Origin of the sequence: Mixta sp. (assembly GCF_024610815.1) — a bacterium.
In the GTDB taxonomy this organism is placed as follows: Bacteria; Pseudomonadota; Gammaproteobacteria; order Enterobacterales; family Enterobacteriaceae; genus Mixta; species Mixta calida.
Genome location: NZ_JANION010000098.1, coordinates 17525 through 39409 on the forward strand (window position 1 = coordinate 17525; position 21885 = coordinate 39409).

Sequence of the window (21885 nt, forward strand, 5' to 3'; positions counted from 1 at the left end):
CGCAAACCTGAGCGGCATACGACCTTACGCGGGAGGAGGGACGTAACCGCCTGGCGGTTACCCGCAGGAGCGGGCTGTCGGACGCCTGGGCCCGACAGCCTTTGGGTTAGCGGAACACGCTGATCGCTTCGACCAGGCGCGTCGCCTGGCGCGTCATGCGTCCTGAGGCCTCGGCGCCTTCCTGCACGCGCGCTGCGTTTTGATGGGTGATCTCGTCCAGGTTTTCCACCGCCAGGCTGACTTCGCTCAGCGCGGTCGCCTGTTCGGCGGTGGCGGCGCTAATCTGACCAATCAGTTCCGATACCGTCTGCACCTGCCCGACAATCTCCTGCATGGTGCTGCCGGTATGATTCACCTGCCCGGCGCCGATCTCCACCCGCTTCACGCTCGCCTCCACCAGCGCTTTGATTTCGCTGGCCGCCTTCGCACTGCGGCTTGCCAGATTGCGCACCTCGCCTGCTACCACGGCGAAGCCTTTGCCCTGTTCGCCCGCGCGCGCCGCCTCGACCGCCGCGTTGAGCGCCAGGATATTGGTCTGAAAGGCAATGCCGTCGATAACGCTGATAATGCTGGCGATTTTCTTTGAACTGTCAGTCATATCGCCCATCATGCCGATGGTCTCCTGCATCGCCGCACCTCCCTGCCGCGCCGCCTCGCTGGTGGTGGCGGCAAGCTGGTCCACTTCCGTGGCGCGCGCTTTGTTACTGTTTACCGTCGCGGTCATCTCGTTCATGGTGGCGGCGGTCTGCTGCACGTTGGCCGCCGCCTGCTCGGTACGTTGGCTCAGCTCCTCATTGCTGCGCGCCATGGCGTCGCTGGCGCTCAGCACGTTGATCGCCTGACCGCTGACGTCATCCACCAGCCAGCGAAACATCAGCCCAAGCTGCCCGATGGCGCGCAGGGTCATGCCGATCTCATCCACCCGATCGGGGGCGTCGACCTTATGGCTGTTGCCGGTGGCGACATCCAGCGCCTGCTGGCAGACGCGCTCCAGCGGACGCGAAATCTGCTGTTCCAGCCAGAGACTCGCCAGCAGCAACAGACTAGCCATGCCGCCGCTGAACAGACCCAGCGCGCCCGCGCTAACGCCCAGCGTCCAGACGCCCGCGACGCTGAGCGGCAACAGGGCCAACAGCGTGGATCGTATGCGCCAGCGCAGCGGCAGGGTTTTAAACAGCGAACGCCAGCTTCGCCAGCCGCTGTAGACCAGCAGCCCTTTATGTAATCTACGTCCTTTATGTCGGCCCGCCCTGAAATCGCTGTAGAGCGCTTCCGCCTGCTGAATCTCCGCCGCTGTCGGCCGGGTACGTACCGACATATACCCCTGCGCCGCGCCGTTGCGGATCACAGGGATCGCATTCGCGCGCACCCAGTAGTGATCGCCATTTTTACGCCGATTTTTTACCAGCGCCGACCAGGGCTGTCCCTGCTTCAGCGTGGCCCACATATCCGCAAACGCCTCCGGCGGCATATCGGGATGGCGCACCAGATTATGCGGCTGGCCGTCAATCTCCTCCTGCGTGAAGCCGCTGACGTCAATAAAGGCGTCGTTGGCGTAGGTGATACGGCTGTTGCGGTCGGTCGTCGTCATCAGCGTTGCGTCATCGCTAAACGCGAACGCCTGTTGGGTAACGGGTTGGTTGTTACGCATGAAATAATCCTTGAAAGAGGCGCGGAGCCAGATGCGATGAATAGATTATGTTTTTTATAATTTCGGCAGCCGCAGGCGGGATCTTTAGCGTTAAAAACCAGGATTAGCTTGATTCGGGTCGCATTTTAAGCAGCATCTAAGGCACAGCAGTGAAAACCGGGGAAATTTGCGGATAAATAAATCGTAAGATTTATTTAGGAGAAGGTGCGAATGGGGTCTGAACAGGCTTCTTCTTCAGGCAAGGACGTGCTGAAAAAGAAGCCTTTTTTCTGTTACGGTCGTCCCGAAACCGCCTCACGCAGCGCCTGGCGGATAAAGCCGTGATGCTGTGCCAACAGGCGAGTGGCTTCCGGCGCGGAAAGATGACCCAGCACCATCAGAATGGCGGTTTTGCAGTGTCCGTTACAGGCGGCCAGCGCCGCCTGCGCCTCTTCCGCGCCGCAGTCGGTCGCCTGCATGACGATATTGATCTGGCGCTGCACCAGCTTCTGGTTAGTCGCTTCCACATCTACCATCAGATTACCGAACACCTTGCCGCTGCGAATCATCGCGCCGGTAGTCAGCATATTCAGCACCAGCTTCTGTGCCGTTCCGGCTTTCAGACGCGAAGAACCGGTCACCACTTCCGGTCCCACCACCGGCGTCAGGGCGATATGCGCCACGCGCGCCATTTCGCTGTCGGGGTTACAGGTCAGCGCCACGGTGGTCGCGCCCTGACGCCGCGCATAGTCGAGCGCGCCCAGTACGTAAGGCGTGCGCCCGCTGGCGGCGATGCCGACCAGCACATCGCGCGCGCTGAACTCAATCGCCTGCAAATCGGCCGCGCCCCTCTCTGCATTGTCTTCCGCGTTTTCCACTGCCTGCAAAATGGCCGTATGGCCGCCAGCAATCAGCCCCACCACCTGCTCGCGCGGCGTGCCGAAGGTAGGCGGACATTCGCTGGCATCGAGAATACCCAGTCGCCCGGAAGTGCCGGCGCCGCTGTAAATCAGGCGTCCGCCCTGCTGAAACGCGGCGGTAATGGCATCTACCGCCTCAGCGATCTGCGGCACAATCGCCTCTACCGCCAGGGCGACCTTTTTATCTTCGTTGTTGATGACGCGCAGCATCGCTTCGGTAGACAGCTCATCGATGTTTTCGCTGGCCGGATTGCGGCTTTCGGTGATCATGCGTGACAGATCGAGACTCATAGCTACTCCCTTATAAGGCGGACAGAGACGGCGGCAGGCGAACTGCGCCGCGCAATATAATGAGCAACTCTTTCCCAGAATGGAACCGCTTAAGCGGAGAGGTGGGACAAAACAACGGATAAAAAACGCCGCCCGAGCGGAAGCAGGGGCGGCGTCAGGATGCATGAGGCGGCTTAGCGTGCGGTTTGTATACGCAGCTGCTGCTCATATTTCTCCGCCTGAGCGGTATCGAACTGGTCTTCCCACTTGGCGATAACCAGCACTGCCAGCGCATTGCCCACCACGTTCAGCGCGGTGCGCGCCATATCCATGATACGGTCGACGCCAGCGATAAAGGCCAGGCCTTCCAGCGGAATACCGACGCTGCCCAGCGTTGCCAGCAGCACCACAAAGGAGACGCCCGGCACGCCCGCAATCCCTTTTGAGGTGACCATCAGCGTCAGCACCAGCACGATCTCATCCGTCAGGGAGAGGTCGATGCCGTAGAGCTGCGCGATAAAGATCGCCGCGATGCTCTGATAGAGCGTAGAGCCGTCGAGATTGAACGAGTAGCCGGTCGGCACCACGAAGCTGGTGATCGCCTTCGGCGCGCCGTAGGCTTCCATCTTCTCCATAATGCGCGGCAGCACCGTTTCGGAGCTGGAGGTGGAGTAAGAGAGGATCAGCTCATCTTTCAGGATGCGCATCAGCGTGGTGATTTTCAGCTTGCAGATGCGCGCCACCGCGCCCAGCACTACGAAGGCGAAGAACAGAATGGCGGCGTACACCAGCAGCACCAGCTTCGCCAGCGGCCAGAGCGAGGAGAAACCAAAGTTGGCGATGGTCACAGCGATCAGGGCGAACACGCCAATCGGCGCGTAGCGCATGATCATATGCGTCACTTTAAACATGGTTTCCGACACTGAGCGGAACACTTTCACCAGCGGATCGCGGTGTTCGGACGGCAGCGACGAGAGGCCGAGACCAAACAGCACCGAGAAGAAGATGATCGGCAGCATATCGCCCTTGGCGATGGCCGCGAAAATATTCTGCGGGATCAGCGACAGAATGGTGACCACAAGGCTATGCGCCCCGCTCTGCACTTGTTCGGTAGTCGCTTCATATTTAGAGATATCCACCGTTGCCAGCGTCGACATATCAATGCCGGTGCCAGGCTGAAAGACATTCGCCAGAGTAATCCCTACAACGATGGCAATGGTGGTAATCACTTCAAAGTAGACAATTGTCTTGACGCCGATTCGTCCAAGCTTCTTTGCGTCGCCCACGCCTGCAATACCTACCACAAGAGTAGAAATCACAATTGGCACCACAATCATCTTGATCAGATGAATAAAGATATCACCGGCAGGCGAGAGGATATTGGTGATTAACCATTCACGATCCTCAGGTTGGTTATGCAAAATCGCACCAACGATGACACCCAGCACTAATGCAATCAGTATTTGCCAGGCAAGGCTGATTTTAAAACCTTTCATAGTGTTTCATTTCCTTAACAAACCCTGGTTCCGCACAGGAGCGCGGATATTTACACACTAAGGGAAATGGACAAAGTCCGGTAAAATCGAGGGTTATTGATGGTAGCGCCCGGAAAGGGCCGTTGATAAGTACCATTATCAACGGGCGAAAAGCAACCTTTGCGGCGATCTCTTTCGTCAGTCCAGGAAGCGGCAAGATAAATGCCTTCCGGTTATCAAACCAGTAACTCTATGTTATGAAAAGTAATATAGCTTCTTCTTTTGGCATAGGTATGCATTACAAGATGTGAATCGATCGCTGTTTTTTTCAACAGCGCCGAGCGTAATTACCTACACTTAATGGAAAAGAAGTAAAGCGATTCCCTACCGCCAGGCTGGCGAAAACCTGCACATTTCATCGCGTTTGTTATTCCCGTGATCTGTCGCGCAAAAAAGAAACAAAGCGCTGCTCCTCGCTGTTATTAACCTTTGATTGACATATGATTAACATCTTCAAGGAGACCAGCCATGAGCCAAATCATTAAACATCCCGTTCCCGCCAGCATTGCGGAACATACGCTGATAAATGCGGAACAGTACCAGTCGATGTATCAACAATCGGTACAGGACCCTGACGCTTTTTGGGGCGAGCAAGGGAAAATGCTGGACTGGATCAAGCCTTACACCAGAGTGAAGAATACCTCTTTCGCGCCGGGCAATATCAGCATTCGCTGGTATGAGGACGGCACGCTCAATCTGGCGGCCAACTGTCTGGACCGCCATCTGCACGAACGCGGCGATCATCCCGCCATCATCTGGGAAGGCGACGACGCCAGCGAAAGCAAAACGCTGACCTACCGCCAGCTTCATCGTGAGGTCTGCCGTTTCGCCAATGTGCTGAAAGAGCTGGAGATCAAAAAGGGCGACGTCGTTGCAATCTATATGCCGATGGTGCCGGAAGCGGCGGTGGCGATGCTGGCCTGCGCACGCATCGGCGCGGTGCACTCGGTGATTTTCGGCGGCTTTTCGCCGGAAGCGGTGTCGGGACGCATTATCGACTCCAGCGCCAAACTGGTGGTGACTGCCGACGAGGGCATCCGCGCGGGCCGCACTATTCCGCTGAAAAAGAATGTCGACGAGGCGTTAAAAAACCCCGGCGTCACCAGCGTGGAGCATGTGGTGGTGCTGAAACGCACCGGCAATGAGATCGCCTGGCAGAACGGCCGCGACAGCTGGTGGCACGAGCGCATGAACAGCGCCTGTTCGCACCACCAGCCGGAAGAGATGAACGCGGAAGATCCGCTGTTTATCCTTTATACCTCTGGATCTACCGGCAAGCCGAAGGGCGTGCTGCACACCACCGGCGGTTATTTGGTTTACGTCGCCGCCACCTTTAAATATGTCTTCGATTATCAACCCAGCGACGTCTACTGGTGCACCGCCGACGTAGGCTGGATCACCGGCCACAGCTACCTGCTTTACGGCCCGCTGGCCTGCGGCGCCACCACGCTGATGTTCGAAGGGGTGCCTAACTGGCCGCAGCCGAGCCGCATGGCGGAAGTGGTAGACAAGCATAAGGTGACGCTGCTCTATACCGCGCCGACGGCGATCCGCGCGCTGATGGCGGAAGGCGACCGGGCGATTGCCGGCACCAGCCGCGCGTCGCTGCGCATTCTGGGATCGGTGGGTGAGCCGATTAACCCGGAAGCCTGGGAGTGGTATTACAAAAAAATCGGCGACAGCCGCTGCCCGATCGTCGATACCTGGTGGCAGACCGAGACCGGCGGCTTCATGATCACCCCCCTGCCCGGCGCCACCGAGCTGAAAGCGGGTTCGGCGACCAAACCTTTCTTCGGCGTGCAGCCAGCGCTGGTGGATAATGAAGGACAAAGTCAGGAAGGTGCCTGCGAAGGCAACCTGGTCATTGTCGACTCCTGGCCGGGCCAGGCGCGCACGCTGTTCGGCGATCACGAGCGCTTTGAGCAAACCTATTTCTCCACCTTCAAAAATATGTATTTCAGCGGCGACGGCGCGCGACGCGACGAGGATGGCTACTACTGGATCACCGGCCGCGTGGATGACGTGCTGAACGTCTCCGGTCATCGTCTGGGCACTGCCGAAATCGAATCGGCGCTGGTTTCCCACGCCAAAATCGCCGAAGCGGCGGTGGTCGGCATCCCGCACAGCATTAAGGGCCAGGCAATCTACGCCTATATTACGCTGAACCATGGCGAAGAGCCGACGCCGGAGCTGTATGCGGAAGTGCGCAACTGGGTGCGCAAGGAGATTGGGCCGATCGCCACCCCGGACGTGCTGCACTGGACCGATTCGCTGCCGAAAACCCGCTCCGGCAAGATTATGCGCCGCATCCTGCGCAAAATCGCCACCGGCGACACCAGTAACCTGGGCGACACCTCAACGCTGGCTGATCCTGGCGTAGTGGAAAAACTGCTGGAGGAGAAACAGAGCATCGCCATGCCATAACCCGCAGGGCGGCGAACGCCGCCCCTCTGATTAACGAGCGGCACGGCTGGCGCAGGCCAGCCGGTAAAACAGACGTCATAACACTATAAAAAGTTCCTGAAGGGATCTCCCCGATCTTTTCTTACCTCTGGAGACGCTGTAATGAACGACGCTATCTATGCCCGGATAGAGAACAGCTCGCGCTTTAAAGAGCTGGTGCAAAAGCGCCAGCGTTTCGCGCTGATTCTGTCCATCATCATGCTCATCCTGTATGTCGGCTTTATTTTACTTATCGCTTTCGCCCCCGACTGGCTGGGCGCCCCGCTGCATGAGGGCACCAACGTTACGCGCGGCATCCCTATCGGCGTCGGCCTGATTGTGATCTCTTTCCTGTTGACCGGCGTTTACGTCTGGCGCGCCAACGGCGAGTTCGATCGCCTGACTAAACAGATTATCGATGAGGTGAAATAATGATCGGGCTAAAACGCTTTGCCGCAGGCCTGACGCTGCTGCTTCCCCTGCCGCTGCTGGCTGCCGATGCGATTAGCGGCGCGGTGCAGAAACAGAGCACTAACTATCAGGCGATTATCATGTTCCTGGTATTCGTTGCCGGGACGCTCGGCATCACCTGGTGGGCTTCAAAACGCACCCGCTCGCGCAGCGACTACTATACCGCGGGCGGCAATATCACCGGCTTTCAAAACGGGCTGGCGATGGCCGGCGACTTTATGTCCGCCGCCTCGTTTCTCGGCATCTCCGCGCTGGTTTACACCTCCGGCTACGACGGCCTGATCTATTCGCTGGGCTTTCTGGTCGGCTGGCCGATCATTCTGTTTCTGATCGCCGAGCGGCTGCGCAACCTGGGCCGCTACACCTTCGCTGATGTCGCCTCTTACCGCTTACAGCAGAAGCCGATCCGCACGCTTTCCGCCTGCGGCTCGCTGGTGGTGGTCGCCCTTTATCTGATTGCGCAGATGGTCGGCGCAGGCAAGCTGATTCAGCTGCTGTTTGGGCTGGATTACCATGTGGCGGTAGTGCTGGTCGGCATTCTGATGGTGCTGTACGTGCTGTTCGGCGGCATGCTGGCGACCACATGGGTGCAGATCATCAAAGCGGTGCTGCTGCTGTTCGGCGCTTCTTTTATGGCGATCATGGTGATGAAATCGGTCGGCTTCAGCTTCAACACGCTGTTTACCGAGGCGATGGCGGTGCATCCCAAAGGTCAGGCGATTATGCGCCCCGGCGGGCTGGTCAACGATCCTGTCTCCGCGCTGTCGCTGGGATTGGGTCTGATGTTCGGCACCGCCGGTCTGCCGCATATCCTGATGCGCTTCTTTACCGTCAGCGACGCGCGCGAGGCGCGCAAAAGCGTGTTCTGGGCTACGGGCTTTATGGGCTATTTCTACTTCCTGACCTTTATTATCGGCTTCGGCGCGATTTTACTGGTCGGCGCCAACCCGGCATTTAAAGACGCCACCGGCGCGCTGATCGGCGGCAACAATATGGCGGCGGTGCATCTGGCGAACGCGGTGGGCGGCAGCACCTTCCTCGGCTTTATCTCCGCCGTCGCCTTCGCCACCATTCTGGCGGTGGTCGCCGGGCTGACGCTGGCGGGCGCCTCCGCCGTATCGCACGATCTCTACGCCAGCGTGGTGCGTAAAGGTCAGGCGACCGAACGCGAAGAGCTACGCGTCTCGAAAATCACCGTGCTGGTACTGGGCGTGGTGGCGATTGCGCTGGGCATTCTGTTTGAAAAACAGAATATCGCCTTTATGGTCGGTCTGGCCTTCTCTATCGCCGCCAGCTGTAATTTCCCGATCATTCTGCTGTCGATGTACTGGTCGCGGCTGACCACGCGCGGCGCGATGATCGGCGGCTGGCTGGGACTGCTGACGGCGGTGCTGCTGATGATTCTTGGCCCGACGGTATGGGTGCAGGTGCTCGGCCATGCGACGCCGGTTTTCCCGTATGAGTATCCGGCGCTGTTCTCGATGCTGGTCGCCTTTATCGGCACCTGGCTGTTCTCGATCACTGACCACTCCGCGCAGGGCGCGCAGGAGCGTCAGCTGTTCCGCGCCCAGTTCGTGCGTTCGCAAACCGGCATCGGCATCGATCAGGGCAAAGCCCACTAAAGCACGGGCCGCCCTCAGGTTATGGACCGGGGCGGCCCGTGCTTTAATATTGTTCAATCTTCTTCGGGCCGCTTAGCGGCCCTTTTTTATCAGGCGGCGCTTAGCTCGTCGCCCACATCAGCTGGCCGATCAGCGGCGCGATCACCACCGTGACCACGCCCGACAGCATCATCACCAGGCTGGAAACCACCCCCTCCTGCTGCCCTAACTCATAGGCGCGCGCGGTGCCTGCGCCATGTGAGGCGGCGCCGAAGCCCGCGCCTTTCGCCAGCCCCTGCTTAACCGCCAGCCGCAGAAACAGCACATCGCCGACCGCCATGCCGAAGACGCCGGTGATCACCACAAACAGCGCCACCAGGTCGGGCTGTCCACCCACCTGCTGCGCCGCGGCCAAGGCGAACGGCGTGGTGATCGAACGCACCGCCAGGCTACGCTGGATAATTTCCGGCAGCGTCAGCAGACGCGCCAGCCAGACCGAGCTGCATACCGCTACCAGCGTAGCGGTTACCACGCCCGCCGACAGCGACAGCCAGTGGCGACGGATAATCGTCATGTTTTCATAGACCGGCACCGCAAACGCCAGCGTCGCCGGGCCGAGCAGCCACAGCAGCCAGCGGCTCTCGCCGATATAATCCTGCCAGGAGATATGGGTCAACAGCAGCATCCCCACCAGCAGCAGCGGCGTCAGCACCAGCGGCATCAGCAGCAGCTTACGCCAGCGGCGATAGAGCTGTTTATTCAGAAAATAGACGCAGAGCGTGGCGATAAAACAGAGCAGGCTGATAATCAGATCATTCATGGCGCGCCTGCTTACGCTGCGCCAGCCAGATCTCCAGCCGGTAAACGCGATCGACCACCAGCGCCGTAGCGCCCAATACCATCAGCGTGCTGAGAGCGATAACGACGCAGATGCGCCAGCCTTCCACTTTCAGCAGGTCGCCGTAGTTAACTACCGCCACCACCGCCGGTACGAAAAACAGCAGCATTTCCGCCAGCAGCCAACTGCCGCCCGCCTTCACCCACTTCAGCGGCACGATGCGCAGCACAATCAGCGTCAGCAGCAGCAGCATGCCGACGATATTGGCCGGCAGCGGCAGATGCAGCCAACCCACCAGCTGCTGTGCGAAGATAAACAGACCGATATAAATGCCCACCTGCAACGGCACCTGTAAACGCCGCAGCCAGCCCGTACTTTGAGGGCTTATCGCTACCGCCATAATTGGTTTCTCCTGTTTTTCTGTGACGGCTGTCAGTATACGGCGCTGTTAAAGGGTGAAAAAAATGAATTAAAATCATCCGAACTATGCACAGAGGGAATAGTTTATGGACGTTCGGGCGCTACGTTATTTTGTCGAGGTGGTGCGTCAGCAAAGCTTTACCCGTGCGGCGGAGACGCTGTTCGTCACGCAGCCGACCATCAGTAAAATGCTGCGCCATCTGGAAGAAGAATTAGGCTGCACGCTGCTGCTGCGCGAAGGCCGCAAGCTGCATCTGACCGACAGCGGCCAGGTGGTATATCAGCGCGGCCTGACGATTTTGCAGGCGTTCAAGCAGCTGGAGATGGAGATCGGCGATATCAATCAGTTGAAGACCGGCGAGCTGCGCCTGGGCGTGCCGCCGATGGTGGGCATGCAGATCGCCGGGTCCGTCTCCGCCTTTCGTCAACGCTATCCCGGCATTGCGCTAAATATTGTCGAATCAGGCGGCCTGGCGGTACAGGAAGCCGTGCTGTCAGGCGGTCTCGATCTGGCGCTGACCGCACTGCCGGTAGATGAGCAGCTGCCGCTGAATACCCTGACGCTGATGCAGCATCCGCTCTGTGTGCTGGTGCCGCACGCGGCGCCCTGGCGCGATCGCCTGAGCCTCTCGCTGACGGAAGTGGCGCAGCATCCGCTACTGATTTTCAATGAGGAGTTTTCGCTAAACCGCCAGCTGAAAAAGGCGTTTCAGCGCGCGGGCCTGACGCCGCAGATCGCGGTGCGCAGCGGGCAATGGGATTTTCTGGCCGCAATGGTACAGGCGGGCATGGGCGTGGCGATTCTGCCGGAGCCGATTTGTCAAAGGCTCGATCGAAAATCGCTGCTGTGGCTGCCGCTGGAATCGGATTTAACGTGGACGCTGGGATTAATTTGGCGCGAAGGAAGCTATCTGTCCCGCAGCGCGCAGGCGTGGATTGACTGCTGTCGCGCCTTCTGGCCGGGCGAAGCGCCGAAGATTTCGGTATAAGGCGGACAGGTAGCCCTGCCCGCCTTCGCGATTAATGCTCCTCTTTCTCGACCAGCAGCGCTTCCAGCAGGTCGAGATCGCGCAGCAGCTTCTGCATCGTCTCGTTGCTGATCTGCTGCGTGGCGCGCAGATGATAAAGCTCAGCGCGTTCGGCGCGCAGCGCGGTGAGGCGGAAGCGGCGCTCCAGATCCTCCGCCACGTGCGCATTCTCCAGGTCGCTCTGTCCGTCGGCGCGGCGGCGCAGGTTGCCTATCACCCGTGAGCTCACCTCTTTCAACAGCTCGTTATCGATATTCTCTTCGGCATCCTGCGTCAGGCGCTCTTCCATCTTATAGAGGCTTTCAACCGCCGCACCCGCCATTACCGCACGCGCCTGCTGCAGTTCGCGGCGATGCACGCTCTTATCAATGCCGTCGATGCCGCGCAGCAAGACTGGCAACAGAATGACGCCGACAAACAGCGAGAAGAGAATGACGCCGGTCGCAAGGAATACCAGCTCGTAACGGCCAGGGAAAGCGTCGCCGTTCGGCAGGAACAGCGGTATCGACAGCACACCGGCCAGCGTAATCGCGCCGCGCACCCCGGCAAACGAAGCAATCAGCAACTCGCGCGTGCTGTAACTGCTGAACTCCATAGGTTTTTTGGTCAGCAGGCGCTTGCTGAGGCGCTGCATAGTCCAGAGCCAGCCGAAACGCACCAGCATCAGGGCGGCGTACACCAGCAGAATGTCGGTAAACAGCATCCACAGCTCGACGTTTGGATCGGCGTTCGCCTCGGTAATCGAGGTTTCCAGAATGCCAGGCAGTTGCAGGCCGAGCATCAGGAACACCATGCCGTTAAACACGAATTCCAGCATCTGCCAGACGCTGTTGGCGCGCAGGCGCATCGCCAGCGGCGCGCGGCGCATAATGCCGGAGCGGGTGATCATCATACCGGCCGCCACCGCCGCCAGGATGCCTGATACGCCAAGATGCTCGGCGATCAGATAGGAGGCGAACGGCAGCAGCAGCAGCAGTACCGTCTGGGTAGCGGGATCGTCGCCGCTCAGTCGGCTGAAAAGACGCAGTGATTTGCCGAACAGCCAGCAGACCGCAGCGCCCGCCAGCAGGCCGCCGATCGCCACTTTCAGAAACTCTACGGTCGCGCCGGAAACGGTAAAGACCATCGTTCCCATCGCCACCGCAACGGCGAACTTGAGCGACACCAGGCCCGACGCGTCGTTCATCAGCGCCTCGCCCTGCAAAATTGACATGATCTTCTTGGGAATGCGCCCTTCGCCGACGATGCCCGACAGCGCCACGGCGTCCGTCGGCGACAGCACCGCCGCCAGCGCGAAGGCGGGCACCAGTGGAATGCCCGGCACCATCCAGTAGATCAGATAGCCGATGCCCACGACGGTGATCAGCACCAGCACTAAGGCCAGGCCCATGATTTCACGGCCATGATGAAGAAACTCGTTAACCGGCGTTTTCCAGCCGTCGGCGAACAGCAGCGGCGGAATAAACAACACCAGAAACAGCTCCGGGTCAAAATCGACATGCAGGCCGAAAGTCGGCCAGGCAAGCAGCGCGCCCGCGGCGATCTGCACCAGCGGCAGCGGGATTTGAAACGGGATAATACGGGCGGCGACGCCGGAGAGCGACACCACTAACGTCATAATGAGAATAGTAAAAAAGATTTCCATGCTTTCCTTATAGCTTCTTCCGGCAGGCATATGTGAATCGATTACCCTGGGGGTGCCCCGTTAGCAGTGTAAAACAAAACGTTAAACTTGTTAAAAACAAGGCGTGCGATTCGCAACGCTTCAGGACGATTCTCTGTTTATCAGGCGGAAGGCAGGAAATGCGGCGGAAGGAAGGAACATGGCGCGGCATCGCTGCCGCGCCAGACAGGATTAAAGCGCCCAGCCGCCCGCGTAAAAAGCGACCAGCGCCACCGCGATAATCACGGTGCCGATATTCAGCTTGCGCCATTCGCCAGCGAACAGACGACCAATCACCAGCCCGCCGAAGCCGAGCATAATGCCGGTGACGATATTGCAGGTCAGGACGATAAACACCGCCGTCACCAGCCCGGACATCGCGTCGACGAAATCGTTGAAATCGATTTTCGCTACGTTGCTCAACATCAGCAGGCCGACATACATCAGCGCGGGCGCCGTAGCATAGGCCGGTACTAAATAAGCCAGCGGCGACATAAACAGGATCAGCAGGAACAGCAGGCCGACCACGATCGCCGTCAGGCCAGTTTTACCGCCCGCCGCCGTGCCGGCCGCCGATTCGATATAGACCGCCGCGGGCGAGGCGCCTACCAGCCCAGCGAAAATACTGCTGATGGAGTCAGTGGTCAGCGCCTTGCCGCCGTTGATGATCTGCCCCTCTTTATCCAGCAGATTAGCCTGCCCCGCCACCGCGCGAATGGTGCCGGTGGCGTCGAAAACTGCCGTCATCACCAGCGCCAGCACGCTGGGCAGCACCGCCGCCTGTAGCGCGCCGCCGATATCCAGGCTGAACAGCAGCGAATGGCCGTTAGCGTCGCTCAGGCTCGGCATGGCAAACAGCCCTTTAAAACTCACCGCGGGATCGAACGCGAGGCCAATCAGTGAGATGGCGATAATGGTCAACAGAATGCCGCCTGGCACGCGACGCTTCTCCAGGCCGAAAATCACGGCCAGGCCCAGCAGCGACATAATGACCGGAAACGAGGTGAAATGCCCCAGCGCCACCGGCAGGCCCGGCGCCGGATTTTTCACTACCAGCCCGACGCCGTCAGCGGCGATCAGCAGCAGAAACAGCCCGATGCCGATGCCGGTGCCGTGCGCCACGCCCATCGGCAGGTTGCGCAGAATCCAGGCGCGAATGCCGGTGGCGGAGATCAGCGTAAACAGCACGCCCATCAGGAATACTGCGCCCAGCGCGACCGGAATGCTGATCTGCTGCCCCAGCACCAGGCTAAAGGCGGTAAAGGCGGTCAGCGAGATCGCACAGCCAATCGCCATCGGCAGGTTCGCCCACAGGCCCATAATGATCGAGCCGAAGCTGGCGACCAGGCAGGTAGAGACGAAGACCGCCGCCGGAGGAAAACCGGCTTTGCCCAGCATGCCCGGCACGACGATAACCGAATAGACCATCGCCAAAAAGGTCGTTAAACCGGCGATAATCTCCTGACGCACGCTGCTGCCGCGCGCTGAGATCTGGAACCAGGCGTCAAGCGAACGGCGCGCAGGTTGTGAAGGAGTGGACATGTAAAACCTCGTTATTTTGGATGACAGCCTGCGCGACGCTGGATAACGCATCGTCGTCTTTATTCCCTGGATGAAGACCGGCGTGCAACTCGTTGCCCGACGCCTGCTAAAAAAGCAAACGTTTACCTCGCCGCGCGAAAAGGGGCCGAAAAGCGACCTGTAAAAAGGCAAACGATTATCCTGCCTTTTCCGGCATATTTTCAACTGCTGTTTGTAGTCAATTCAGCACAATTAACAAGCAGCGCGCCGGAAGGCGTGAGGTCAGACAGGAAGGTTCAAAGAAAAAAAAGGGATAACTGTCGGACGGCTAAGATTTTTTTACTCCTTGCCGTCCATGAGCCTGAGGCGGCTTAGTCCGGCAAATTCAGTTCGCCACCCTGCTGAATCGCCCGCTGCCAGGCGGGACGGCGGCTGATTTTATCCAGCCAGGCCTGTGTAGCGGGCATGCCATCCAGCCCGCCGCGCGCCGCCAGCCCCTGAATGGGGAAGGTCATCTGAATATCGGCCAGCGTCAGATGCTGTCCAGCGAACCACGGCAGCCGGGTCAGATGCTGTTCGATAAATTGACGGTGCGTGGTCAGCTGTTTATCGAGAAAGCCTTTACGGACGCCGTTGCCGAACGCCGCGCCGATCGGGCGTAGCAGCCACGGCACCGGCGGCTTGCCCATGCGGCTGAAGATCAGGCGCATCACCACCAGCGGCATCAGCGATCCTTCCGCATAGTGTAACCAGTAGCGGCATTCAAGCGCTTCTTCCTCATCCAGCGGCGTCAGCAGCCGGTTGCGATCGTAACGCCCGACCAGATATTCCAGAATCGCGCCTGATTCCGCTACGACGCGGTCGCCATCGGTGATTACCGGTGCTTTGCCCAGCGGATGCACTTTTTTCAATTCCGGCGGGGCGAGCATCGACGTCTGACGCTGATAGCGCTTGATTTCATACGGCAGCTCCAGCTCTTCCAGCAGCCAGAGAATACGCTGCGAACGGGAGTTATTCAGATGATGAACCACGATCATGGCAGGCTCCAGAAGTCATGCGTCAGCCTCCAGTATAGCGGCTACTCCTCTTCGCGCTGCGGATCGAGCAGGATGGCGCCGGTGCCCTCTTCAGCCAGCCGATCGTTGGGGTTGCGCAGCGGACAGTCGCGCATCGATAAGCAGCCGCAGCCGATGCAGCCGTCCAGGTCGTCACGCAGGTGCGTCAGAGTTTCGATGCGCTTGTTCAACTCGGCGCGCCACTGCTCGGTCAACGCCTCCCAGGCTTTCGCCGAAATGCGCTTATCGACCGGCATATGCGCCAGGCTTTCGCTGACCGTCGCCAGCGGAATGCCGATGCGCTGAGCGATTTTAATGATCGCCACGCGGCGCAGCACGTCGCGGCTGTATCGCCGCTGGTTGCCGCCGTTGCGCGTGCTGGCGATCAGCCCTTTCGACTCATAAAAATGCAGCGCCGACACCGCTACCCCGCTGCGCTTCGCCACTTCTCCTGGCGTCAGCACCGGTTTTGGATAATTGCTTTTTTTCATTTTTACGCTTTACCTCAAGTTAACTTGAGGAATTATACTTGCCCACCATCAAACCCGCAAAGCGCAAAATCTAATCAGAAGGACGTCGTCATGATGCATAAAGATATTATTCATTCTCTGACTGACTGGATTGATCGGAACTTAGATAAAAATCTTTCCATTGATGAAGTCGCAGCCAAAGCTGGCTACTCCAAGTGGCATCTGCAGCGGATGTTTCGCGCCGTCACCAGGCAGACGCTGGGCAGCTATATCCGTGAACGTCGGCTGACGCTGGCCGCGGAAGCGCTGACCCTGACGCAGCGTCCGGTATTTGATATCGCCATGCAGTACGGCTTTGATTCACAACAGACTTTTTCCCGCGTTTTCCGCCGCCAGTTTTCGCAGACGCCGACCGCCTATCGTCACAGCATGCGTCGCCAGAACGCGCTGCGTCAGCGTCCGGCCGCCTTCCCGCGCGGCGATGCGATGAGCAGCTTCGCCCAACGCACCACCGGCGTCTGCTGCCCGGTCAGCGGTTAAAACACGGCGTCCGGCCCGGTCTGAAGGATTTCAGACTGCGGCTGGCTCTGCCAGAGCGGCGACAGGTACCAGCCGCCGCCCAACGCTTTTATGTGGTACATGGCGGCATCCGCCTGCGCCAGCAGCCCTTCCGCCGAGCGTGACGATTTGCCCAACGCCGCGCCGATGCTCAGCGACCAGGCGATCGGCTTGCCGTCGGGCAGGATCAGCGGCGCTTCCATCGCGTTCATAATATGCTGCACCACGCGCGCGACCTGCGCCGGCTCGCTGATATCGCGCAGCAGGATGGCGAACTCATCGCCGCCGAGGCGCGCCACCATATCTATCTTCCGCACCTGCCCGCGCAGCCGCTGCGCGGTGGCGGTAATAATGGCGTCACCGGCGGCATGGCCCCAGGTATCATTGATCTGCTTAAAACGGTCGCCGTCGATAAACAGCAGCGCCAGCTTGTGACGCTGGTCGTCATCGGCAAAGGCGCGGCCCAGCGTCCGTTCAAAGGCGATGCGGTTAGGCAGTCCGGTCAGGCCGTCATGACTCGCCTGATGCACCAGGCTGTCATGTTCCTGCTTCATATTTTTCTGCCATTCATCCAGCTCCTCCAGCAATATATTGAAATCATGGCTCAGCGCATGCAGCTCGGCGATCTCTGCTTCCGGCACCCGGCGCGCGAAGGCGCGACGTTCGCGCACGTCGCGCGTGACCGAAGTGATGCTTTGCAGCGCCTGCAGAATGCCGGCGTGCATACGGCGGGAGAGCAGCGAAGCGAGCGTAGCGGTGGTCATCAGGCTCGCCGCAAGCCAGGCGAACGTCTTATAGAGATACTGAATGACCTCGTAGGCGTTGCCGACCAGCCAGATACGCCCCACCTCCTCGCCTGACTGCATCACCGGCGTGCTGACCGGCTGAGGAAACAGCCAGCGCGCAATCAGCCGTTCGATGGTGTTTTGATGCTGATGCGGAGAAGCGTGCCAGCCAGCCAGCAGCTGCCCCTGGCGATCGTAAACACGCGCCCAGACAAAGCTGCCGCGCTTGCCGATTTCCGCCAGCGCCTCGCGCACGATCTCACCGTCGCCCTTCACGACCGACGACTGCACCGTAAAGCTGAGGGTGGAGGCGAGCAGTTCCAGATTGTTTTCCGCATAGTTGCGCAATGCGATCAGCGAGAGCGTAGAGAGCGAAATACCGGAGATGGTCATCGAGACGACGATGATGATCAGATGAATACGCTGCAACGATTTACGCAGCGTAGGACGCGGAAGCGGCTTCATGCTGGCAACATCGTTCCGATCTGCGCTGCGGTTAGACATTGCTTACCCCGCATGCGAAACCGCTCAACGAAGCATCGTTCGGCAACGGACGACACCCCAGATATACGTCAGAGGCAAAAAGCACCCTTGTCATAATTTCATCCTGAATAAGATTGGCACAAACAGGGCGTGGCAGAGATGGCAAAAAGCACGCCGAATCTGGTAACGCTGAGTGGTTAAACCTGTACGAGAGAGCCTATCCGGCCCATCACGCAGGTACAACGACCCAGACTGTCAGATTCATCCCAAAGCCCTGCGGCTGTTATGGGTTTGCTGAAAAAACATCTTATTAGCCGTACCGCTACGCCAGGTCCGCAAGCGAAATCAGAGTCGTCCTGGCGCGCGGATACGTGCGATCCCAACGTATCAAACCGTTACCGTTCGGTGTAAATTTTGTTCAACTTTTAAAAGCCAGTGATATAATGTGATTCAGGTCACACTTTGTGTGTTGTACATCGACGACCGGTAAAGACTCCCTGGCATCTTTATCGCGTTCTTCACTTCAGGCGTCAGGGTAGATAAAGAAACAGAGGTTGCATGTTATGGCTACGCTTACCGCCAGCCTTGTTGTAATGCGTTGGGAATTACTGAGCGCCGTATTGATGTTTTTCGCCAGCACGTTTAAAACCAAATGCCGTCAGACGAGCCATCCGGTTATGGCCTTTCTGTTTAGCGGCATTGGCGTGGGCGTGACCTGTTGGTTTGTCGCCGGTCTGCTGGGCATGACGTTCAGTATGGAAAATATGAATAATTTCCTGAACATCATGAAAGAGGCCTTTATTAATATCATGAGTCAGACGCCGCCTGAATGGCCGATGCCGATGCCCTGATAACCTGCACGATAAAAAAAGCGAGCTGCCCGGCTCGCTTTTTTATTCGTCCTCTATTCGCCCACGCGCCCGGACGCTTATACTTTTTTCAGCATCGCTGGCAGCGTAACATCGGTGACGTCCGCCACCCCGACTGGCGCCTGCGGCGTAACAATGCGATCCTGCAACCACATTTCGCCCATCATTTTATTCAGGCCGCGATCGAGTCCGGTGACCAGCCCGGCGCCAGGCGTAAAGGTTAATTCGCCGAACCAGATCTGCTCTTCATGGATATACCAGTCAACGCGCACATAATCGAAATCTTTCGCCAGCGTCTTACTCAGGGCTAATGCGTGCTCCAGCTTCGGCATCATCGGGTTAATATCCAACCCGGTATCACGAATTTTGTACCAGGCTTCCTGAAGATTATTAACGTAGAAATTCATCGACAGCGCCGGATTGCTGCGGTTATAGATCACCTGCAACACATATTCAAAATTGCCGTCTTTTTTATTGAACATGTGAAATTTATAATCGATCGGCGCGCTTTTCCCGTCGCCTATATACTGCTCCACCAAAATACGTGGCTTGATATAGCGATAGTGAATCTCACGGGCTTCTTCAGAAAAGTCTTTGCGCAGCCATTCATGGCAGCGATTCACAATCAGCTGCTTTTGCAGGCTGTCCGGCTCTTCCAGCAGAATTTCCACCATGTTGGAGCCGTGGTTCGGCTTAACGACCGTGTTCTTCAGGCTCGGCAGACTCAGCAACGTCGTGGGGTCGCTGGTCTCATGCACCAGCGGAATCAGGTACTCTTCGCCAATCACATCAGCGATATAGTCGCGTACCGTAAATTTATCGGAAAGCTTGCTGTAGCGTACGTAGTCGCCGTTGACGAACTTGCGGTACAGCACCTTTTCGTTGAACAGCTTGGGTTCACGAATATTGGGTAGTCTTTTAAACTTACGAAAATAGTGAATGCGATCCTGGTATGCCCACGGCATTTTTTTTACAAAATAAAGAACGCTTCTTCTTAATTCATCTTTAAACTTAGACATCTTAACCTCATTTGTAAGTTTTGTAGTTGAGTGAGGAAACGTGGATCTTGCGAATGACGCCATTTTTGAAGAAGTAGTTCATTACGGTCAGGGACAGGATCTCTGTGATTAAAACACTCCACGCCGCGCCTTTTAGCCCCAGGCTGGTAATGCATACCCAGCTCAGCGGAACGCTAATTAGCATCAGGCAAAGAATTTTCTTCAACAGATAATTAAAACCTCCTTCTTTGACCATATAACGATACGCGACCGTCCCCATTGACGAAAAGCAGGTTGCTAACGACAATAATGTAATGATACTTCCAGACTGTGTGTAATCTTGCCCATAAAGGGTAATAATGATCTTCTCACCGTACAGGGACACGATAAGCAGCATCAAGAGTGAAACAACCATGACATAGCCATTTAAACGGGCAGTCAGTTTTAAAGCTCTTTCCGACTGCTCCCTGAATATTTCAGTAAAACTTGAGGTAATGATCGCCGCTGGAATAAATATCCATGAAGCCGATATCATATTCGCCGCAGTGAACAGCCCTACATCCTTTGCCGTCCCCACACTGACAAGGAAGAATTGCGCCAGTTTTATCTGAATCGAAATAAATATGCTCGAAATTGCCAATGGCAGTCCGGCATAAATTAAATAACGCAGATAATTGCCGCTTTTTCCGCGTGGCGGCGCTTCATCGCTAAAACGCTGATAAAACGTGCGCCTTTTGATCATATAAGGCACCAGCGTGAGTGCGACGATGGACAGCGTCAACCAGAGCGGATTCAGTTTCAGCCAGGCGACACTGAAACTGATCGCGAAGCTCAACAACATGCCTGCCGTGTTGGCGAGGGTATTCAACCGGGACGCCAGCCGAGCGTTGTTAAAGACGCTAAACGTATCCTGCGTGACAAACAGCGCCGACAGGAACGAAGCCATCGCAAAGGCGAGATAGTTCTCGCGCATGTGATAGTACATCCACACCAGCAAAGGCAAAGAGATCAGCAACAGCAGAGACAGGCGCAGCTTTTTGGCGATGGTCATCAGACGCACCCCTTTCTGCGCGCTTTTGCTGATGCGCTTGAACAGAATCGTCTCAGTGCCAAAGATGGCGATAGTTTGCACCACGGAAAAGAGTGATGCTGAAAAAGACATCTGGCCAAATACCGTGGGTCCAAATGATTTCGCCACATAAGACGTGACAAAAATGACGCCAAATATGGAGACAAATTTTTCGGATATCATCCAGGCGGCATTGGACATTACACTGTATTTCATCGACGCATCCTTTGTATTTCCACTACTCACATATGAAAACGACATCCATGTTTAAAACGTACAATTACGCACAGTGTACTCTGGGCTAAAGCATTAAAAAACACGTCTGCCTGACGGATATTTTAATAACAATGACTTGCCATTTCATGAGATTAATCTCAGAGACTGCCTGATAAAAACTGGTCTTTTCAATTCCCTGTAAACGATTTCATAAAAATTATTTTAAATGACAACCCTGGCACAACTTTGCCGTTCCGCAAGCCATAAAAGCGCGCCGTGGTTGTCGAAATCGTTTCATCTGTTCGGAAGAGAATTTATAACAAAACTTAGTTTTGAGGAAGGTATGGGGAGGAGGCAAAGTTAAAATAAGAGAAATCCCATGATGATATTTCTACAGGATAACTTAACTTATTGCTTGCCATTCAAATCGCGCACTTTAATACGCTGCTCTAATATTCCAGGGGATTAGATCCATTTATTATTGCAGCCGTTCTCATCCATTAATTGATTAGAAAGGTAACAGCATTTATGAGAAAGTCACGATACACCGAAGAGCAAATCACCAATGCGATTAAAGCTTCCGAGTGTGGCGTTAAGGTCAAGGATATCTGTGAAGATTTGGGTATTTCAGAAGCGACCTTCTATAGCTGGAAGAAAAAATACGCAGGGCTCTCCTCAGAGGAGGGAAGGAAAATCAAGGAGTTAGAGGAGAAAGTACAGGCCCTTAACCGCGAATTGCAGATGCTCAGTTCTGACAAAGCCATGCTGCAAAGCGTCGTAAAAAACTTCTTTACTACCAATGATAAGCGTCAGGCGGTTAATTATTTGCAGGATACGTTTGAGATTGGCACGCGTCGCAGCTGTCGCTTGCTTGATATCAGCCGCAGCGTTTATCACTATCCATCCAGCCAGTGTGATAATCACTGATTAACAGTTTATTGAAAATGACAGGATGACACTCTTAAGCAAAGACATGTGAAATTAATAAAAAAGTTAAGAAATAGCCTTTCGTACCATTTTTTCCTGAACTGTTTCAGTCCGGG

At 56.8% G+C, this 21885-nt stretch carries 19 protein-coding genes; 7 read left to right on the top strand and 12 right to left on the bottom strand.

The annotated features are described in order from the left end of the window. Positions 1-106 precede the first annotated feature (106 nt). The 3 genes from MYY08_RS06600 to gltP form a co-directional block, all read right to left on the bottom strand. Positions 107-1651, bottom strand: coding sequence for a methyl-accepting chemotaxis protein (locus tag MYY08_RS06600; RefSeq protein WP_084970134.1), 1545 nt, complete (start codon positions 1649-1651; stop codon positions 107-109). Positions 1652-1923: 272 nt separating this feature from the next. Continuing rightward, entirely contained in the window at positions 1924-2841 is a 918-nt protein-coding gene (gene murQ / locus MYY08_RS06605) for an N-acetylmuramic acid 6-phosphate etherase (RefSeq protein WP_038623775.1), read from the bottom strand. A gap of 173 nt (positions 2842-3014) precedes the next feature. Beyond that, positions 3015-4316 (bottom strand): glutamate/aspartate:proton symporter GltP, encoded by a 1302-nt coding sequence (gltP, locus tag MYY08_RS06610; RefSeq protein ID WP_038623773.1) that lies wholly within the window; start codon positions 4314-4316, stop codon positions 3015-3017. Between the two features lie 507 nt (positions 4317-4823). Here gltP and acs point away from each other — a divergent pair. The 3 genes from acs (at position 4824) to actP (ending at position 8890) form a co-directional block, all read left to right on the top strand. Then, positions 4824-6779, top strand: coding sequence for an acetate--CoA ligase (gene acs / locus MYY08_RS06615; RefSeq protein ID WP_288013844.1), 1956 nt, complete (start codon positions 4824-4826; stop codon positions 6777-6779). 141 nt (positions 6780-6920) lie between these two features. Next, positions 6921-7229: a DUF485 domain-containing protein gene (locus MYY08_RS06620; RefSeq protein ID WP_038623769.1), complete on the top strand. Its 309-nt coding sequence runs from the start codon at positions 6921-6923 to the stop codon at positions 7227-7229. Further along, positions 7229-8890 carry a cation/acetate symporter ActP gene (gene actP, locus MYY08_RS06625; RefSeq protein WP_038623767.1) on the top strand — a complete coding sequence of 554 codons (1662 nt, stop codon included), beginning with the start codon at positions 7229-7231 and terminating at the stop codon, positions 8888-8890. The genes MYY08_RS06620 and actP overlap by 1 nt, the downstream gene beginning before the upstream one ends. Before the next feature lie 100 nt (positions 8891-8990). Here the strand turns inward: actP and MYY08_RS06630 are convergent, their stop codons facing one another. Further along, positions 8991-9689 carry an LrgB family protein gene (locus MYY08_RS06630; RefSeq protein WP_288013845.1) on the bottom strand — a complete coding sequence of 233 codons (699 nt, stop codon included), beginning with the start codon at positions 9687-9689 and terminating at the stop codon, positions 8991-8993. Next, positions 9682-10107, bottom strand: coding sequence for a CidA/LrgA family protein (locus MYY08_RS06635; RefSeq protein ID WP_038623763.1), 426 nt, complete (start codon positions 10105-10107; stop codon positions 9682-9684). The genes MYY08_RS06630 and MYY08_RS06635 overlap by 8 nt, the downstream gene beginning before the upstream one ends. Before the next feature lie 106 nt (positions 10108-10213). Here MYY08_RS06635 and MYY08_RS06640 point away from each other — a divergent pair, with 106 nt between their 5' ends. Continuing rightward, entirely contained in the window at positions 10214-11116 is a 903-nt protein-coding gene (locus MYY08_RS06640) for a LysR family transcriptional regulator (RefSeq protein WP_038623761.1), read from the top strand. Positions 11117-11147: 31 nt separating this feature from the next. On the opposite strand, the gene MYY08_RS06645 is transcribed toward MYY08_RS06640, so the two are convergent. The 4 genes from MYY08_RS06645 to soxR form a co-directional block, all read right to left on the bottom strand. After that, a complete protein-coding gene (locus tag MYY08_RS06645) occupies positions 11148-12800 on the bottom strand; it encodes a Na+/H+ antiporter (protein ID WP_288013846.1) in 1653 nt (550 codons plus the stop codon). Positions 12801-13010: 210 nt separating this feature from the next. After that, the gene (locus MYY08_RS06650) at positions 13011-14360 is read right to left on the bottom strand and encodes an NCS2 family permease (protein WP_038623757.1); all 1350 of its coding nucleotides are present in this window, start codon (positions 14358-14360) and stop codon (positions 13011-13013) included. 350 nt (positions 14361-14710) lie between these two features. Continuing rightward, positions 14711-15376, bottom strand: a complete 666-nt coding sequence (locus MYY08_RS06655; protein WP_038623755.1) for a glutathione S-transferase family protein — start codon at positions 15374-15376, stop codon at positions 14711-14713. A 41-nt stretch (positions 15377-15417) separates the two neighbouring features. Beyond that, a complete protein-coding gene (gene soxR, locus MYY08_RS06660; RefSeq protein WP_038623753.1) occupies positions 15418-15885 on the bottom strand; it encodes a redox-sensitive transcriptional activator SoxR in 468 nt (155 codons plus the stop codon). Positions 15886-15975: 90 nt separating this feature from the next. Between soxR and soxS the strand changes: the two genes are divergently transcribed. Beyond that, positions 15976-16404 carry a superoxide response transcriptional regulator SoxS gene (gene soxS, locus MYY08_RS06665; protein ID WP_038623751.1) on the top strand — a complete coding sequence of 143 codons (429 nt, stop codon included), beginning with the start codon at positions 15976-15978 and terminating at the stop codon, positions 16402-16404. On the opposite strand, the gene dgcN is transcribed toward soxS, so the two are convergent. Beyond that, positions 16401-17672 (bottom strand): diguanylate cyclase DgcN/YfiN, encoded by a 1272-nt coding sequence (dgcN, locus tag MYY08_RS06670; RefSeq protein WP_288013847.1) that lies wholly within the window; start codon positions 17670-17672, stop codon positions 16401-16403. The two genes, soxS and dgcN, sit on opposite strands and share 4 nt — an antisense overlap. 581 nt (positions 17673-18253) lie before the next feature. On the opposite strand from dgcN, the gene MYY08_RS06675 reads away from it, so the two are divergent. Further along, a complete protein-coding gene (locus MYY08_RS06675) occupies positions 18254-18541 on the top strand; it encodes a YjcB family protein (protein ID WP_038623749.1) in 288 nt (95 codons plus the stop codon). Between the two features lie 77 nt (positions 18542-18618). On the opposite strand, the gene MYY08_RS06680 is transcribed toward MYY08_RS06675, so the two are convergent. Together MYY08_RS06680 and MYY08_RS06685 are read right to left on the bottom strand one after the other, a co-directional pair. Continuing rightward, a complete protein-coding gene (locus tag MYY08_RS06680) occupies positions 18619-19578 on the bottom strand; it encodes an ATP-grasp fold amidoligase family protein (protein WP_084970141.1) in 960 nt (319 codons plus the stop codon). Between the two features lie 7 nt (positions 19579-19585). After that, positions 19586-20842 (bottom strand): oligosaccharide flippase family protein, encoded by a 1257-nt coding sequence (locus MYY08_RS06685; protein WP_084970142.1) that lies wholly within the window; start codon positions 20840-20842, stop codon positions 19586-19588. A 528-nt stretch (positions 20843-21370) separates the two neighbouring features. Here MYY08_RS06685 and MYY08_RS06690 point away from each other — a divergent pair. Continuing rightward, positions 21371-21769 carry a transposase gene (locus MYY08_RS06690; protein WP_038623745.1) on the top strand — a complete coding sequence of 133 codons (399 nt, stop codon included), beginning with the start codon at positions 21371-21373 and terminating at the stop codon, positions 21767-21769. The last annotated feature ends 116 nt before the right edge of the window (positions 21770-21885 follow it).